Annotated in this window: 18 protein-coding genes; 7 read left to right on the top strand and 11 right to left on the bottom strand. The window is 73.6% G+C overall.

The features are described from left to right. Positions 1–56: 56 nt before the first annotated feature. Positions 57–596 carry a GNAT family N-acetyltransferase gene (locus OHA72_RS38725; RefSeq protein ID WP_327001040.1) on the top strand — a complete coding sequence of 180 codons (540 nt, stop codon included), beginning with the start codon at positions 57–59 and terminating at the stop codon, positions 594–596. Between the two features lie 55 nt (positions 597–651). After that, the gene (locus OHA72_RS38720; protein ID WP_327001039.1) at positions 652–2,220 is read left to right on the top strand and encodes a nucleotidyl transferase AbiEii/AbiGii toxin family protein; all 1,569 of its coding nucleotides are present in this window, start codon (positions 652–654) and stop codon (positions 2,218–2,220) included. A gap of 57 nt (positions 2,221–2,277) precedes the next feature. On the opposite strand, the gene OHA72_RS38715 is transcribed toward OHA72_RS38720, so the two are convergent. From OHA72_RS38715 to OHA72_RS38685, 7 genes are all read right to left on the bottom strand, one after another. Continuing rightward, a complete protein-coding gene (locus OHA72_RS38715; RefSeq protein ID WP_327001038.1) occupies positions 2,278–2,904 on the bottom strand; it encodes a hypothetical protein in 627 nt (208 codons plus the stop codon). Between the two features lie 9 nt (positions 2,905–2,913). Then, the gene (locus tag OHA72_RS38710; protein ID WP_327001037.1) at positions 2,914–5,739 is read right to left on the bottom strand and encodes an MFS transporter; all 2,826 of its coding nucleotides are present in this window, start codon (positions 5,737–5,739) and stop codon (positions 2,914–2,916) included. Continuing rightward, on the bottom strand, positions 5,739–7,118 hold the full coding sequence (locus OHA72_RS38705) for an NAD(P)-binding domain-containing protein (protein ID WP_327001036.1): 1,380 nt from the start codon (positions 7,116–7,118) through the stop codon (positions 5,739–5,741). The genes OHA72_RS38710 and OHA72_RS38705 overlap by 1 nt, the downstream gene beginning before the upstream one ends. A 93-nt stretch (positions 7,119–7,211) precedes the next feature. Beyond that, positions 7,212–7,541 (bottom strand): ArsR/SmtB family transcription factor, encoded by a 330-nt coding sequence (locus OHA72_RS38700; protein WP_327001035.1) that lies wholly within the window; start codon positions 7,539–7,541, stop codon positions 7,212–7,214. Between the two features lie 12 nt (positions 7,542–7,553). Further along, positions 7,554–8,774 (bottom strand): M28 family metallopeptidase, encoded by a 1,221-nt coding sequence (locus OHA72_RS38695; protein WP_327001034.1) that lies wholly within the window; start codon positions 8,772–8,774, stop codon positions 7,554–7,556. Next, complete coding sequence (locus OHA72_RS38690; protein ID WP_327001033.1) at positions 8,771–9,016, bottom strand: hypothetical protein; 246 nt, start codon at positions 9,014–9,016, stop codon at positions 8,771–8,773. Before OHA72_RS38690 ends, OHA72_RS38695 begins: the two co-directional genes overlap by 4 nt. Positions 9,017–9,060: 44 nt before the next feature. Then, positions 9,061–9,228 (bottom strand): hypothetical protein, encoded by a 168-nt coding sequence (locus tag OHA72_RS38685; RefSeq protein ID WP_327001032.1) that lies wholly within the window; start codon positions 9,226–9,228, stop codon positions 9,061–9,063. Between the two features lie 70 nt (positions 9,229–9,298). On the opposite strand from OHA72_RS38685, the gene OHA72_RS38680 reads away from it, so the two are divergent. Next, complete coding sequence (locus tag OHA72_RS38680; protein ID WP_327001031.1) at positions 9,299–9,670, top strand: ArsR/SmtB family transcription factor; 372 nt, start codon at positions 9,299–9,301, stop codon at positions 9,668–9,670. Here OHA72_RS38680 and OHA72_RS38675 read toward each other — a convergent pair. Together OHA72_RS38675 and OHA72_RS38670 are read right to left on the bottom strand one after the other, a co-directional pair. After that, a complete protein-coding gene (locus OHA72_RS38675; RefSeq protein ID WP_327001030.1) occupies positions 9,648–9,998 on the bottom strand; it encodes a VOC family protein in 351 nt (116 codons plus the stop codon). The genes OHA72_RS38680 and OHA72_RS38675 overlap by 23 nt on opposite strands. Further along, the gene (locus OHA72_RS38670) at positions 9,995–10,858 is read right to left on the bottom strand and encodes a sigma-70 family RNA polymerase sigma factor (protein ID WP_327001029.1); all 864 of its coding nucleotides are present in this window, start codon (positions 10,856–10,858) and stop codon (positions 9,995–9,997) included. The genes OHA72_RS38675 and OHA72_RS38670 overlap by 4 nt, the downstream gene beginning before the upstream one ends. A gap of 81 nt (positions 10,859–10,939) precedes the next feature. Between OHA72_RS38670 and OHA72_RS38665 the strand changes: the two genes are divergently transcribed. The 3 genes from OHA72_RS38665 to OHA72_RS38655 are packed head-to-tail and all read left to right on the top strand — an operon-like array spanning position 10,940 to position 12,990. After that, positions 10,940–11,332: a VOC family protein gene (locus OHA72_RS38665; RefSeq protein WP_327001028.1), complete on the top strand. Its 393-nt coding sequence runs from the start codon at positions 10,940–10,942 to the stop codon at positions 11,330–11,332. A gap of 28 nt (positions 11,333–11,360) precedes the next feature. Next, positions 11,361–11,795, top strand: coding sequence for a YdeI/OmpD-associated family protein (locus OHA72_RS38660; protein WP_327001027.1), 435 nt, complete (start codon positions 11,361–11,363; stop codon positions 11,793–11,795). 52 nt (positions 11,796–11,847) lie between these two features. Then, positions 11,848–12,990, top strand: a complete 1,143-nt coding sequence (locus tag OHA72_RS38655) for an aquaporin (RefSeq protein WP_327001026.1) — start codon at positions 11,848–11,850, stop codon at positions 12,988–12,990. Here the strand turns inward: OHA72_RS38655 and OHA72_RS38650 are convergent. Beyond that, the gene (locus tag OHA72_RS38650; RefSeq protein ID WP_327001025.1) at positions 12,977–13,639 is read right to left on the bottom strand and encodes a tetratricopeptide repeat protein; all 663 of its coding nucleotides are present in this window, start codon (positions 13,637–13,639) and stop codon (positions 12,977–12,979) included. The genes OHA72_RS38655 and OHA72_RS38650 overlap by 14 nt on opposite strands. A gap of 86 nt (positions 13,640–13,725) precedes the next feature. On the opposite strand from OHA72_RS38650, the gene OHA72_RS38645 reads away from it, so the two are divergent. After that, positions 13,726–13,881 (top strand): hypothetical protein, encoded by a 156-nt coding sequence (locus tag OHA72_RS38645; RefSeq protein WP_327001024.1) that lies wholly within the window; start codon positions 13,726–13,728, stop codon positions 13,879–13,881. Here OHA72_RS38645 and OHA72_RS38640 read toward each other — a convergent pair whose 3' ends face one another. Further along, positions 13,882–14,484: an HD domain-containing protein gene (locus OHA72_RS38640; protein ID WP_327001023.1), complete on the bottom strand. Its 603-nt coding sequence runs from the start codon at positions 14,482–14,484 to the stop codon at positions 13,882–13,884. Positions 14,485–14,669 lie beyond the last annotated feature (185 nt).

Raw genomic sequence — 14,669 nt, 5'->3', positions numbered from 1 at the left:
CAGGCCGCCGTGGCACCACCATCGGCATCCTCTCGTCCCGCCACGCCATGACGGTGATGCGGTTCGATCGGCTGCGGACCGAGCGGCTCGTCATGCGGCGGTGGCAGGAGTCCGACCGGGCGCTGTTCGCCGCGCTCAACGCCGACCCCGAGACCATGCGGTTCTTCCGGGGCACTCTCGACGGCCCGGCCAGCGACGCGATGGTCGGGTCGATCGAGGCGCGGTTCGAGCGGCAGGGGTTCGGGTTCTGGGCGTTGGAGGTTGCCGCAACCGGGGCGTTCATCGGGTTCACCGGTCTCAACCCGCTGCCGGACGGCGTGCCCGGCGCCGGTGGTCTGGAGGTCGGCTGGCGGCTGGCCCGGCACGCCTGGCATCACGGGTATGCCACCGAGGCGGCGCAGGCCGCGCTCGGCGTCGCCTTCGACGAGCTCGGCGTGCCCGGGATCTGGTCGCTGACGGCGGTCCTGAACGCACCGTCGCGGGCCGTCATGCACCGCCTGGGGCTCACGGAGGCGGCCCGCTTCGACCATCCCAGGATCGCGCCGGGCTCTCCGCTGCGCCCGCAGGTGGCGTACCACCGGGCGCGGCCGCCGTGAGCGCACGTGTGCCGGGTGCCCCGACGGTCGGCCAGGGATGCCCTACGCTGCACCGGTGGCCGAGATCGCGGGGACGTTCGAGATCCATCTGACGGTCGGCGTGTACGACGCGCAGGCGATCGCCGGGTTCGCCGAGCGGCACGGCGCGAAGTTCGTACACATCCTCCTGGATCGCGGGCAGCACAGGTCGCAGCCGATGCTCACCGTGTCCGTCCATGGCACGCTCGACGAGGCGCGGGCGGTGGCGCGGAAGTGGCAGCGGCAGCTGGTGGCCCGGGGCACGCACACGACGCGCGTGAAGATCGAGGCGGCGCCGTGGTGCGGCGGCGTGCCGCAGACCGACGCGGAGGGCGTTGCCGAGCCGCCGGGGCGGTACTTCGAGCACCACGTCAAGCTCGCCCTGCCGGTTGCCGCGGTCGCCGCGATGCGGGTGGCCACGGACGTCGGGGCCGCGCACGGTGCTCGCCTGTCTCGCAACGCGCGGCGCCGCGACGGTGACGGCCGGCAGGAGCGTTTCCTCACGCAACGCTGCTACGACGCGGGCCTCGCTACCGCCACGCAACGACTCGACGGGCTCGTCGCCGGGCTGCGCGCTGCGGGGCTCGAGGTCGTGGAGGTCGAGCAGGAATACGTGGTCGAGGACTCCAACCTGGCCTACGACCACGGCTGGCTCGACGGTGAGTCGCCGGAGGTCTGGCGCGACGAACGGCACGAACCCGCCGGGCGGGCCGCGCGGGCCGGCGCCGAAGGCTACCCTCCGACCTACCTGCCGCTGCCCGCCGGCGACGACGTCCGGCAGACGGCGGCGTTCGACCCTGCGCTGAAGCAGTACCGGCACGCGTACCGCGCGGGCGAGCCCACCTTCGCCGACCACGGGACCGGCCGGCGCTGGCAGCGCGCCCGCCGCGCCGCCCTCGACCACGTGCTCGGCGTGATCGCCCGCAGCCGCTGGGCGGGCCACCTGGTGCTGCGCGGCAGCGTCACGATGGCCGCGTGGGTCGGCGAGGCCGCGCGGGAGCCCGGCGACCTCGACTATGTCGTCACCCCACCCGACATCACCAGCGGCAGCCCGGCGGCGCGCGAACTCCTCGACGGCATCACCGCCGCGCTCACCGCCGAGCCCGGCGCCGGCCTGCAACCGGAGCGGACCGTGCAGTCGGCGATCTGGACGTACGAACGCGCCGACGGCCGCCGCCTCGCCATCCCGTTCCGCGCCGACGGCGTCCCCGGCGGCACAGTCCAGGTCGACCTGGTCTTCGGCGAGCACCTGCCGATGCCGCCGGAGCCGGTCACGCTCCCCGGCGCCGACCGCCCCGTCCTCGCCGCGCCCGCTCCCCTCGCGCTCGCGTGGAAGCTGCTGTGGCTGCTCACCGACTCCTACCCGCAGGGCAAGGACCTCTACGACGCCGCACTGCTGGCCGAGCACACCACGGCCGACCTCGCCTTCGTGCGCGACGTCCTGCGCCCCGAGCTCGGCGAGGACGCCGACACGTTCACCGCCGAGCGCCTGCTGTCGCTGCCCGTCGACTGGCCCAACTTCACCGACGAATACGGCGTCGTCGGCGGCACGGCGGAAGACTGGCGCTGGCGGCTCGCCCTCACCCTGGAGCGGGCCTGGACGTGATCGGGCCTTGCGCCGACGCTCGACCGCCGCGGGGATTCCCGCGGCGGGCGAGACCGGTCAGTCCAGCCGGGCGTCCCGGCCGCCGCCGCGGGACACGTCCGCGACGTCCTGCGCCGAGCGCGGGTACTCGAACAGCTCCTGACGCGGCCGGCGGCGCACGTCGCGTGGCTCCTCGTCCTCCAGCCGGCGCCGGTCCTCGGCGCGGCGGTGGCCGGCGCCGTCGATCACCCGGCCGAGGTGCTCGACCGTGAGCCCGTCGGACCCGGCGTCGATCAGGTCGCGGGTCGCCGGGTCCAGGGCCTCGTCCGGCACGCGGATCCGGCCGTCGTCCGACAGCTCATAGATGCCCGCGAAGCACGGCGCGAACACGCCCTCCGGGACGCCGGCGCCGACGTCGCGGATGAGCAGGGCCAGCACGGTGGTCTCCGTGGGGACCGGCACGAGCCAGGTGACGTCCTTCTCGCCGGTGCCCGAGCCGAGAACGCGGAACACGACCGTCGACGGCTCCGGGTCGCCGCTGAGGACGCGTTCGGGGCGCAGCTCGAACCAGCCGTGGACGCGTGGGGGCTCGCTGTCCGGGATCGGCTCGATGCGGACCGGGCCGTGGGCGACGCCGAGGAGGATCAGGTCGGAGCCGGCGACACGGTCCAGGATGGACGGTGTCGCATCGTAGGTGGTGGACATGATGCCTCCTCAGTTTCCTTCGTACGCATACCAGAGGGCGACCTCGCCGTACTCGGGCGCGGCGGCGAGGGCGGGCGCGACGTGGCTCGGGTAAGCGAGCAGGTTCACGGTCGCGGACCAGCCGTTGCCGGCCACGGGCATGTTCGCCGTTGCCAGGGTGGTGGCGAAGTTCTGCTCGCGCCACGCCATGACGAACCGGCCGGAGGCGGCGTCGTGGGCGAGGGCGGGCTGGACCCGGGTCCGGTCGGTGGACCACAGCGTCGTCTGGTGTTTGAGGTCGCCGCCGGCGACGGCGCAGCGCAGCGTGCGGATCTCGTTGAGGCCGTACGTGGAGTAGTTGCTGGACCAGGCGAACGACACCAGGACGGTGTTGGTGCCGTCGGCGGCGACGGCGACGCCGGACAGCGCCTTGTAGAAGGTGTTCAGCGCCGTCGGCGGGCTCCACGTGGCGCCGTCGTCAGTGGAGGTGCTGCTGCACAGGTGTCCGGTGCCGGCGTGGTCGGCGCGGTCGAAGTTCGGCCACACCAGGATCCACGTGGACTGGCCGCCGACGCGGGTCCATGCGAGGCCGGGCGTGCCGCAGGAGCGGGCGCCGACGGGTGTCGCGACGGTGCCCCAGGTCAGGCCGAGGCTCGTCGAGCGGGTGATGCGGATCGTCGCCTGGTCGTCGTTGGTGACCCAGGCCCACAGCAGCCGGCCGGAGTCGTCGCTGGCGACCGCGGGCGCGTGGACGGACCGTTCGCCCCCGTAGAAGTACCAGCGCCGCCGCAGCCACTTCTCGCCGTCGGTGCGGGCCCAGGTCGGGACCCGGCTGGGGTGGCTCCAGCCCAGCGTGGAGACGCCCGTGCTGCCGGACCGGGCGATGCCCGGCGACTGGTTCGTGCGGGCCTGCACGTGGTTGTACGGCGTGATCTCGTTCGGCGCGACCGACCAGGTGCCCGCGGCGTCGACGGTGCGCAGCTGCCGGAGCCGGTTCTGCGTGTAGTCGTTGTAGACGGCCTTCACGCGGGCCACGTCGCCCTCGAACGGCCCGTAGCGTGTGGAGTGGTAGCCGTACGACGGGAACATCGTCTCGTTCGGTGACGAACCGTGGTCCAGTCCGAGGCAGTGCCCCAGCTCGTGCATGAGGATGCCCTGCATGTCGAACTCGCCACTGTTGGCGTTGTAGGGCACGAAGTTCCACGGCGTCCCGCTGGCCGCGTCGCGGCGGTGGAAGATGATGGTCAGCGCGTTGTAGCTGCCGAACGTCGACGCCAGCCGGGACCCGCCGCCGCCGAACTGCGGGTCCATCTGGATCAGCAGCTCGCCGGAGGCGGCGGTCTTCGCGTTGGTGTACCCCCAGAACTGTGGCCGCAGGTCGATCCCCGCGACGTTCATCCATCTGGTGTAGGCGTTCATGACCGCGTCGGCGAACGCCCCCTGCCACGCGGGATCGATCCCTTCGGCCGTGAACGACTGCCAGTTGATGAGGATGCGTGGCCGCAGCCCCTGGTCGTACCAGCGTTGGTCTGCCATCGGTGCTCCTTCGGTTCGCCACCCGTGCGGGCGCCGTGCGCCCGTCACGCCCAAGGAGCCGGCCGGGGTGCAGGAGATACCGGCGGCACCGGTCAGAAATCCGCCACCCCTCCGGCGGGGACGACGTGCGTGCTGGTGGCGCGGGCGAGGATCCCGGCGGCGGCGATGATGCTGGACGCGCCGATGGTGAGCAGGACCGGGGTGTAGCCGCCGGTGGCGGTGTACAGGGCGGCGGCGCCGAGCGGTGCGCCGGCCTTGGCGAGGGTGACCGGGGTGGCGAGGGCGCCGGCGATGCTGGCGTAGGCGGTGGTGCCGTACCGCTCGGCGAGCAGCGCGGGTGCGGCGAGGCTGGCCACCCCGAACCCGAGGCCGAACCCGGTGACCGCGATGACGGCGCCGAGGGCTGCCACCGGCGAACGGCAGGCTGAGCGCGGCGGCGGCCTGCACGGCGAACACGCCCGCGACGACCAGGTGCAGGCGGACGCGCCGCTGCGCGCCGGTGAGCGCCAGCCGGCCGGTCACGGACAGGACGCCGAGCAGCCCGGCGACGGTGGCGCCGAACGTGGCCGGGTGTCCTTTGTGGACGAGGAAGCCGACGAGGTGCACGGTCATGGCGCTCATCGCGGCGCCGTGCGCGACGAACGCGACCGCGAGGCACCAGAACCGGGCGTCGCGCAGCGCGGCCCGGACCAGGATCCGCCGTTCGCCCGTTGTGGACTGCCGGGCGGCGGCCGGACCGGCGCGTGGGCGGCGCACCACCAGGCCGTGCAGGGGCACCGCGACGGACGCGTACACGGCGGCCAGGACGAGCAGGGTGGTGCGCCAGCCGTACCGGTGTTCGAGCTGGCCGGTGAGCGGCATGAAGATGGTGCTGGCGAACCCGGCCACGACGATCATCGCCAGCAGCGCGGCCGGTCGGCGGGCCGGGCCGAACCAGGACACGATGACGGCCGTGGCCGCGTCGTACAACGCCATCGCCATCGCCACACCCAGCCCGATGAACACCGCGTACAGCTGCCAGACCGTCCGCACCTGCGAGCAGGCGACGAGGAGCCCGGCCCCGGCGACGGACCCGGTGGTCATGAGCGCGCGCCCGCCGCGGCGGTCCAGCCACCGGCCGACCGGCACCGCCACGACGGCCCAGGCGAGCAGCGCGCAGGTGAGGGCGCCGGTGACGGCGGTGGTGGACGTGTGCAGGCCGGCGGCGATCGGGTGCAGCAGGACGGCGAAGGTGTAGTAGAGGCAGCCGTACCCGGCGGTCTGTGTCACCGCGAACGCGGCAACGATCCTCCAGCCGTGGAAGACCGGCGCCGGCGTCATCAGCCGCAGCAACCGCCCGCCTGCTCGCTTGCGGCGGCCCGCGACACCGGGACCAGGGTCAGCGGCGCGGACAGCAACCCGTGCCCCGCGGGAACCGTTGCGGCCGCTGTACCGCAGCAACCGCCGGCGGACGGGGACTCCTCGCCGATCACGAGGTCGCTGCTGCAGACCCCGGTCTCGGGCAGGTCGAGCTGGACGTCACGGGCCGCGGCCCAGTCCCCGGCGAGGGCGGCGACGACGGAGCGGGCCTGCTCGTAGCCGGTGGCGAGCAGGAACGTCGGGGCGCGGCCGTAGCTCTTGACGCCGATGGCGTAGAAGCCGGGCTCGGGGTGGGTGAGCTCGTCGGCGCCGTGCGGCGGGACCGTGCCGCAGGAGTGCTCGTTGGGGTCGATGAGCGGTGCGAGGGCACGGGTGGAGCCCAGGATCGGGTCCAGGTCCAGGCGCAGCTCGGACACGAAGCCGTGGTCGGGGCGGAACCCGGTCGCGGACACGATGCGGTCCACGACGACGGCGCGGATGCCGTCGGTCACCTCGACCCCGCCGCCGGGCAGGACCGTGAGCGTGTCGGCGGAGAACCCGGTGATGAGCTCGATCCGGCCGGCCTCGACGTGCTCGCGCAGCCGGGTGCCGATCGCGCCGCGGGCGGGCAGCGCGTCGGCGGTCTCGCCACCGTACGTGCGGGCCGGGGTCGCCGCCCGGATCGCCCAGGTGACGTGGGTGCCGGGCACCTCGTCGGCGAGGGCCGCCAGGACGAGCAGCGTGTTGGCGGCGGAGTGGCCGGCGCCGACGACGAGGGTCCGCGCGCCGGCGAACCGGTCCCGGTCGACGCCGAGGACGTCGGGCAGGGCATGCTCGACGAATGCGGCGGCCCGGGCCTCGCCGTGCGCGGCGATGCCCGACGCGCCGAGGACGTTCGGGGTGGACCAGGTGCCCGACGCGTCGATCACGGCACGCGCGAGGAGGTCGGTGCCGTCGGCGAGGCGTACCAGGAACGGCGCGGACTCGCGGCCGGCGGTGCGCAGCCGGTCCAGGCCGAGCCGGGTCACGGCCACGACGCGGGCGCCGTAGCGCACGTGCGGCTTGAGCGCCGGCAGGCCCGCCAGCGGTTGCAGGTAGCCGGCGGCGAGCTCACCACCGGTCGGCAGGCGCTCGGGGTCGGGCTCGACCCAGCCGGTTTCCGCGAGGAGGCGTCGTGCGGCGGCGTCGATGTCGTACCGCCACGGCGAGAACAGCCGCACGTGCCCCCATTGCCGCACGGCGGCGGCCGGGCCGTCGCCCGCTTCAAGGACGGTGAACGGCAGTCCGCGCTCGTGCAGGTGCGCGGCGGCGGCCAGGCCGACCGGCCCTGCTCCGATGACGACGACGGGCAAGGTACTCATGATTGATTCCTTAGGTGAGTGGGCTGCGGCGTTCGATGAAGACCACATCGCGCCAACGGTTGTCCTGGGTGGCGTGCCGGATCGCGATGTCGGTCATGCGCAGCCGCCGATCGGGCTGGGGGCCGGCTTGCCCATCACGACGTCGGCGGCGGACGGGAAGCACGCGATGCAGTTGGTGTTGATCCGGTAGTGCCGGGCGGTGCCGACCGCCTCGACGAGCACGAACCGGACCTCGGTCAGGATCTTCAGGTGCTGCGACACGGTCGACTGCGCGAGGCGGACCGCGGTCACGATCTCCCCGACGCTCAGCGGCCTGCCCTGCCGCGCCAGGTATTCCACGATCTGCACCCGCGAGGGGTCCGCCAGGGCACGGAACCAGGAGGCGTACTCCTCGGCGACCGCGCGGTCCAGCAGTTCGCTCACTGTCCACCCACTTCATCGTTTATCGCCGATCAACGATGAAAGTGTAGCCGGGTCCCCGGTCGCCAGCCAGACGGTCGCGACGACGAGCCTCGCGACGGCGGTCAGCGTGCCGGTCTCGACGCGCTCCGCGGTGTCGGCGGGGCTGTGGTATCCGGCCATCCCGGCGCCGATGCCGACCGCCGGCAGCCCGGCGGCGGCGTACCGGCGGTTGTCGGAGGCCACCGGCCCGGCGGCGAGCGGCAGGCCCGTGTGCCGGCCGGCCTGGTCGAGCGCGGCGAGGAGGGCGTGCGCGGGTCCTCCGGCTTCGACCGCGGCGGCCTGGTACAGGTTGCCGGCACCGTCGACGTTGATCACCAGGGGTGCCGAGCCCGCCGCGCGCAGTTGCGCCGCGTGGTGCGCGGAGCCGAGCGCTCCCGCCTCCTCGGCGTCGAGCAGCGCGACCGACAGCCGTGCCCGGTCCGGCAGGCCCTGGGCCAGGACGCGGGCCGCCTCGAGGACGACGGCGACGCCGCTGCCGTTGTCCGCCGCCGCCGGCTGCCGCAGGCCCGGATGGTCGCCGACGCCGTCGTAGTGCGCGGTCAGCAGCACCTCCGCCGCCGCATCGCCCGGCCAGGCGCCGTGCACGTTGGTGCCGGACACGTCGAGCCGGCGGATCGGCGCGTTCGCGGCCAGCCATCCGCCGCCCGCCTCCGCCGCCGCGTGCAGGGTGGCGTGGGTCGCGGTGTCGACGGTGAGGATCGGCAGCGCTCCGGGGTCCGGTCCGGCGAGCATCGTGTAGTGCCAGCCGTCGGCGTCGACCCCGCGGCCGACCAGCAGCCCGGCCGCGCCGGGCGCGCCGGACGGCGCCGTCCCGGGCGGCACGACCAGCCACCGGCCGGTCGGGTCCGCGGCCCCGGCGACGGCCAGGTCGCCGCGCCGGACGAGGGGCCGGTCGGCGGAGGCGAGGTGGACCGCGACGTCCCGGCCGAAGGTGAGGCGCCGGGTGGTCCGACCGTCGTGCCACTGCACGTCCGGCGCGGCGTACACCTCGGGGACGGACCGGACCGCGAACGGTTCGAGGGTGACGGTGGCGCCGAGGTCGGCGAGGTGCCGGGCGAGCCAGGCGCGGGCCGCGGCGCCACCGGCCGAGCCGACCCTGCGCCCGGTGAACGCCGCGCCGGCGAGGGTGGCGACCGAGGCGGCCATCCGCTCGCCGGAGACCGCGTCGAGCGCCTCGCCGAGGGTGGTGCTCATCCGCAGCAGCCCGCGCCGGAGGCGACCGCCTCGACCTTCGCCGAGGTACCGCAGCAGGCGCCGGCCTGGGTCGCTTCGGCCGCGGTGCCGCAGCACGGCGACGTGCCGGCCGCCGACGCACCCGGGTCGGGCAGGGTGAGGGTCGCCTGGGGCGGGTTGCCGCAGCAGCCGCCCGTGCCGGCGACAGTGAGGGCCGCGGCCGGGTCGCCGGCAAATCCGCCCTGGGTCTGGATGTCGGTCATGTCATGCTCCTTCGTCGGTCGGTCGGTGGATGGATCGGCGCCGGCTATCGGGGGCCGGCCATCGCGGCGAGGTCGGCGCGAGTGCGCTCGACCCGGCGCTGAGCGCGCTCGGCGGCGGTGCTGACCTCGGCGCATTCGTCACAGAACTGCGCGCCGGCCGGGGCGGCCGGGCGGCGGGGGAAACGGAACATGGCGATCTCCTCGTCGTACAAGGTGCGACTGTCTTGACGTCTGTCGAATCAAACAGTTGCACGCTGTTTCGAGATCTGTCAACCTAGAGGCATGTCGAAACAAGCACCGGTGCTCACCCTCACGGACCTCAATGCCGAGACCGCGTGCTGCCCCCCGATCGCGCAGCACCGCATCCCGGCGGAGACCGCCACCGTGCTCGCCCCGGCGTTCAAGGCGCTCGGCGACCCGGTCCGGCTCCAGCTGATGTCGATGATCGCGTCCGCGCCCGGCGGGGAGATCTGCGTCTGCGATCTCACCCCGGCGTTCGAGCTGTCCGGGCCGACGATCTCCCACCACCTCAAGACCCTGCGCGAGGCCGGCCTGGTGGACTCCGACCGGCGCGGCACGTGGGTCTACTACCGGGCGCGCCCGGGCATCATGCGCCAGCTCGCCGCCCTGCTCACGGTCGACGCGGCTGGGTGAAGCGCAGCAGGTTTCCGGAGGGGTCGCTGAAGGCGCAGTCGCGCACGCCGGAGGGCCGGCTGATCGGTTCCTGCATCACGTCGGCGCCCGCGGCCTCGAGGCGCTCGAAGGTGGCGTCGCAGTCGCCGGTCACCACGACGAGCCGGCCCGGCGCGACGCCGCGGTGCGCGCCGGGGTCTTCCAGGATGATCCGCAGGTCCGGCTGTGACGGCGGGCTGACACCGACCTCCCCGGGCCCGGCGTCGTCGCGGACCTGGAAGCCGAGCACGTCGCGGTAGAAGCGCAGCGCCTCGTCCAGGTCATGGACGGCGAGCCTGACGTCCGTCATCGCCGCGCCCCGGTGCCGGTGCTGAGGAAGACGATGTCGAGGTCGCGGAGGCGGGCCGGGTCGGCGTCGACGATGATGCTGGTGATCTTCCCGTTGCTGATGGTGAACGTGAAGACCGCCTTCGCCAGGCCGCGGTACGCGTACACGGCCGCGGGAACGCCGTCGACCAGTGCCGGCCGGGCCGCCTGGGCGCGGCCGGAGAAGAACGCCGCGACCGCCCGGGCGCCGCGGGCCTCGCCGGTCACCGCGTCGGGGTCGAGCAGCGCGAGCAGGGCGTCGAAGTCACCGCTGCGGGAGGCGGCCAGGAACGCGGTGATGACGTCCCGCTTGCGGGATCGCGTCGCCTCGGTCTCGGCGGCCGCTCCCTGCACCCGCCGGCGGGCGCGGCTGGCCAGCTGCCGGGCCGCCGCCGGCGAGCGGTCGATGATCTCGCCGATCTCGGCGAACGACACATCGAACACGTCGTGCAGGACGAACGCGAGCCGCTCGGCCGGCGTCAGCGTGTCCAGCACCACCATCAGCGCGACGCCGACGGAATCGGCCAGCAGTGCCTCGTCCTCGGGGCCTGCGGGCCGGACGCGGGCGTCCGGTGCGGCCGGCTCGGGTGGCAGCGCGCCGGCCGGCTCCTCGCGCCTGACCCGGCGCGCCTCGAGCATGTTCAGGCACACCCGGGCGACGATCGTGGTCAGCCAGCCGCCCGGGTTCTCCACCTGGGCGGTGTCGGCGCGGCTGACCCGCAGCCACGCCTCCTGCACCGCGTCCTCGGCGTCGCTGGGCGAGCGGAGCATCCGGTACGCCACCGCGTGCAGGCGGTCGTGGTGCTCGGCGAACCGGTCACTCAGCCAGTCGTGCTCGTTCATCTGTCACATTCCTTCGTCGCGGCCTGTCATACCAACTGACCGGCGAACCGGAGCCGGTGTGACAGACCGAGGAGAGCAACCGTGTCACTGCCCATCAGCGCCGTCATGCTCGGCGTCAAGGACCTGAACCGCGCCAAGGCGTTCTACGCCGAAGCACTGGGTCTCAAGATCGACAAGGATACCCGCCACTTCGTCTCATTCAGCCTGGGCGAGGGATCCCAGCAGCTGGCCCTGTACGAGTGGGAGGCGGCGGCACAGGACGCCGGCGTCCCCGCGGAGGGCTCCGGTTTCCGGGGCGCCTCGTTCCACCTCAACCCCGACTCCAGGGCCGCGGTGGACGAGACCATCCGCAACGCGGTGGCCGCCGGCGGCAGCGTGGTCAGGGAGCCGGCCGCCGCCCAGTGGGGCGGGTACTTCGGCTACTTCAGCGACCCGGACGGCCACCTGTGGAAGGTCACCACCTACGCGTCCTGATCCCACACCGATCGACAAGGAGCACATCGTGAAGTTCCGTACCCTCGTCGAGCCGCCCGAGCCCATGCGCGGGCTGGAGGTTCCGCCCGAGGTCGTGGAGGCGCTCGGCGGGGGTGCGCGGCCGCCGGTGACGATCACGGTCAACGGGCACTCCTGGAAGAGCCGGGTCGCCATCATGCGAGGCCGCCACCTGCTCGGCCTGAGCAACGCCAACCGGCGTGCCGCCGGTGTCGCGGTCGGCCACGAGATCGAGGTCGAGCTGGAGCTCGACGCCGAGCCGCGCGTCGTCGTGGAGCCCCCGGACTTCGCCCGCGCCCTGGACGACGACCCGGTCGCCCGCGCCGCATACGACAACCTCGCGTACAGCCACAAGCGTGAGCACGTGCGGGCCGTCGAGAGCGCCAGGAAGCCCGAGACGCGCCGGCGGCGCATCGAGCAGGCCATCGCCACGCTGCGGGGCTGACCGCCCGCTGTTCACTTGACGGCCCGCCGGAAGCTCACTCATCATTGAGTCAATGAACACTGAGCTTTCCTCGGACAGTGGTGTGCCGTGGCGGCGGTTCCTTGCCGAATTCGTCGGCACGGCGCTGCTCGTCACGGCCGTCGTCGGCTCCGGCGTCATGGCCACCACGCTGTCCCCCGGCGACGTCGGGCTGCAGCTGCTGCAGAACTCGGTCGCGACGGCGTTCGCGCTCGGTGCGCTGATCCTGACGTTCGGCCCGGTCTCGGGCGCCCACCTCAACCCGGTCGTGTCCGCGGCGGACTGGTTCCTCGGCCGCCGCACCGGTACGGGGCTGCCCGCGCGCGACCTGTGCGGGTACGTCGTCGCGCAGACCGTCGGCGCGATCGGCGGGGCGGTCCTCGCCAACCTGATGTTCGACCTGCCCGCCGTCGAGCTGTCGGGCAAGGACCGCTCCGCCGGGCACCTGTGGCTCGGCGAGGTCGTCGCCACCGCCGGACTGGTCCTGCTCGTCTTCGCCCTCGCCCGCTCAGGCCGCGCCGCGGCCGCACCCGCCGCGGTCGGCGCCTACATCGGCGCGGCGTACTGGTTCACGTCCTCCACCAGCTTCGCCAACCCCGCCGTCACGGCCGGCCGCGCGTTCACCGACACGTTCGCCGGCATCGCACCCGCCTCGGTGCCCGGCTTCGTCGTCGCGCAGCTCCTCGGCCTGGCCGTCGGCGTCGGGCTGCTGCTGGCGTTGTACCCCGGACCGCCTGCCCCTCGAACACGAAGGAGCCCAGCACCCATGACCGAGAAGCCCAGCGTCCTGTTCGTGTGCGTCCACAACGCCGGCCGCTCCCAGATGGCCGCGGGCTGGCTGCGCCACCTCGCCGGCGACACCGTCGAGGTCCGCTCCGCCGGCTCGGAACCCGCATCGCAGCTCAACCCGGTCGTCGTCGAGGCGATGCGGGAGGTCGGCATCGACATCACTGCCAGCACCCCGCGCAAGCTCGACTATCAGACCGCCGAGGCCTCGGACGTCCTCATCACGATGGGCTGCGGCGACGTCTGCCCCGTGTTCCCCGGCAAGCGGTATGTCGACTGGAAGCTCGACGACCCCGCCGGGCAGGACATCGAAGCCGTCCGCCCGATCCGCGACGCCATCAAGGCACGCGTCGAGCAGCTGCTCACCGAACTGCCCGTCACGACCGGCTGACGCTGACCGCCGTCCTCGCCTCCTCGATGTGCACCACGACGGCATGAGCGTCATGCGCCTGGGCGATCGCGTGCGCCTCGTCCAGGATCGCGACCGCGTCCGAACCGCGGTCCTGGGCGGCGGCGACGTACGCCAGCCCGACCATGTTGGAGGCCACGCCGGCCAGGTTCCCGACCTCCCGGCGCAGCCGCGACGACTCCTCCAGCCGCTCCCGCGCCTCGTCCAGCCGGCCGGCCATGTGCGCCGCGATGCCCAGGTGCCGCAGCGCCTCGGACTGGGTGGGCTTGTCGCCGGCCTGCGCCGCGAGCAGGTGGGACCGCTCCAGCACCGGCACCGCGGTCTCGTTGTCCCGCCGGATGAACTGATGGAGGCAGCCGATCCAGAACAGCGCCTCCGCCTCGCCGCGTGTGTCACCCAACGCCCGGTACGCCTCGGCCGCGCGCTCGAACAGCGGCAGTTGCGCCGGATCCTCCTGCGGTGACGAGGCCGTCTGGAACCGCGCGTGCAGGAGCCGCCCGCGGGCCAGCGCGGTGTCGGCCTCCACGGCGTCCAGGTCGCGCTCGGCGTCGGCCAGCGCGCTGACGTCGCCGCTGTACACGGCGCGCTCGTAGATTGTCCTGGCGCGCTCGATCCGTGCTTCGGCGCTCATCGCCGCCCCCGTCCTGGCATCGCCGCTGCATACAGGCGGCAGTCTATTGCAGGAGGAGCGGCGACAGGGGGCTCCAGACCGCGGCCATGGCGCACCGGCCGATCGACCGGGAGCCACGGGGCGGCCCCGTCGAGCACGTCACGTTCGTCGCGTTCATGCCCGGCGGCGCGTGTGCCGCCCTGCCGGGTCCCACGCTGATCGGCGGCGCCGTCCTGATCCACGCCGTGGATCCAGACCGGTGATCACAGGCCCCTGACGCCGGCCGGATGACCGTCGAGGGGATGCACGGCGATCCGCCCGGCCAGATTCCTGCCGATCGACGCGGCGGCGGCGCTGCCGGGCTTGCGCCGCGCCTGGTCCTGGAAGGCGGCCAGGAACTCCTCGCCGAACCCCAGCCGCGGGTAACGGCCGAGGATCTCCGCCCTCGCGCCGGCCGGGAACTCGTCCTGCCACCGTCCCACCACGTCCCAGCTCGTCGCGACCTGCAACAGGTGGGCCTCCGGGTCCACGTCCGGGCCCACGTCGTCGCGCATGTGCAGCACGATGATCTCCCCGACCCTGTCGACGCGATCGGCCGGCCAGCCCGCGGCGAGGCCGAACACCCGGGCCACGTCTCCCCCGGCCTCCTCGAACGGCACCGTGTGGCTGTCGAACGACGGCGACAGCGCGATGTCGTGCAGCAACGCCGCCACGCACAGCAGCTCGTCGTCGCAGCGGATGCTGTGCGCCTGCCCGTACATCGTCCCCCAGACGTAGGAGCGCACGGAGTGGTTGAGGAACGCGGGCGAGAAGTAGCGCTCCGCCACGGACATGGCCGCCGCAACCGCGGAACTCTCCGGCAACATCGAGGGCCTGCCTCTCACACGATCCCGATCGGGGTACACCTGAGCCAACAGTCCGGCAGACGAGCGGCGGACGGCCTCACCTGATGGGGACGACACTGGTGCGGACTTATCGACCCATGGCCGGCCAACACCCATCACCGCGACCCGCGCGGGCGCCGGCGCTCAACCGACGGGTGCGGCGGTCG

The sequence above is a fragment of the Dactylosporangium sp. NBC_01737 genome, assembly GCF_035963215.1.
In the GTDB taxonomy this organism is placed as follows: domain Bacteria; phylum Actinomycetota; class Actinomycetes; order Mycobacteriales; family Micromonosporaceae; genus Dactylosporangium.
Note: the sequence above shows the minus strand (reverse complement) of the source record. Positions and strands in the feature narration are given on the sequence as shown.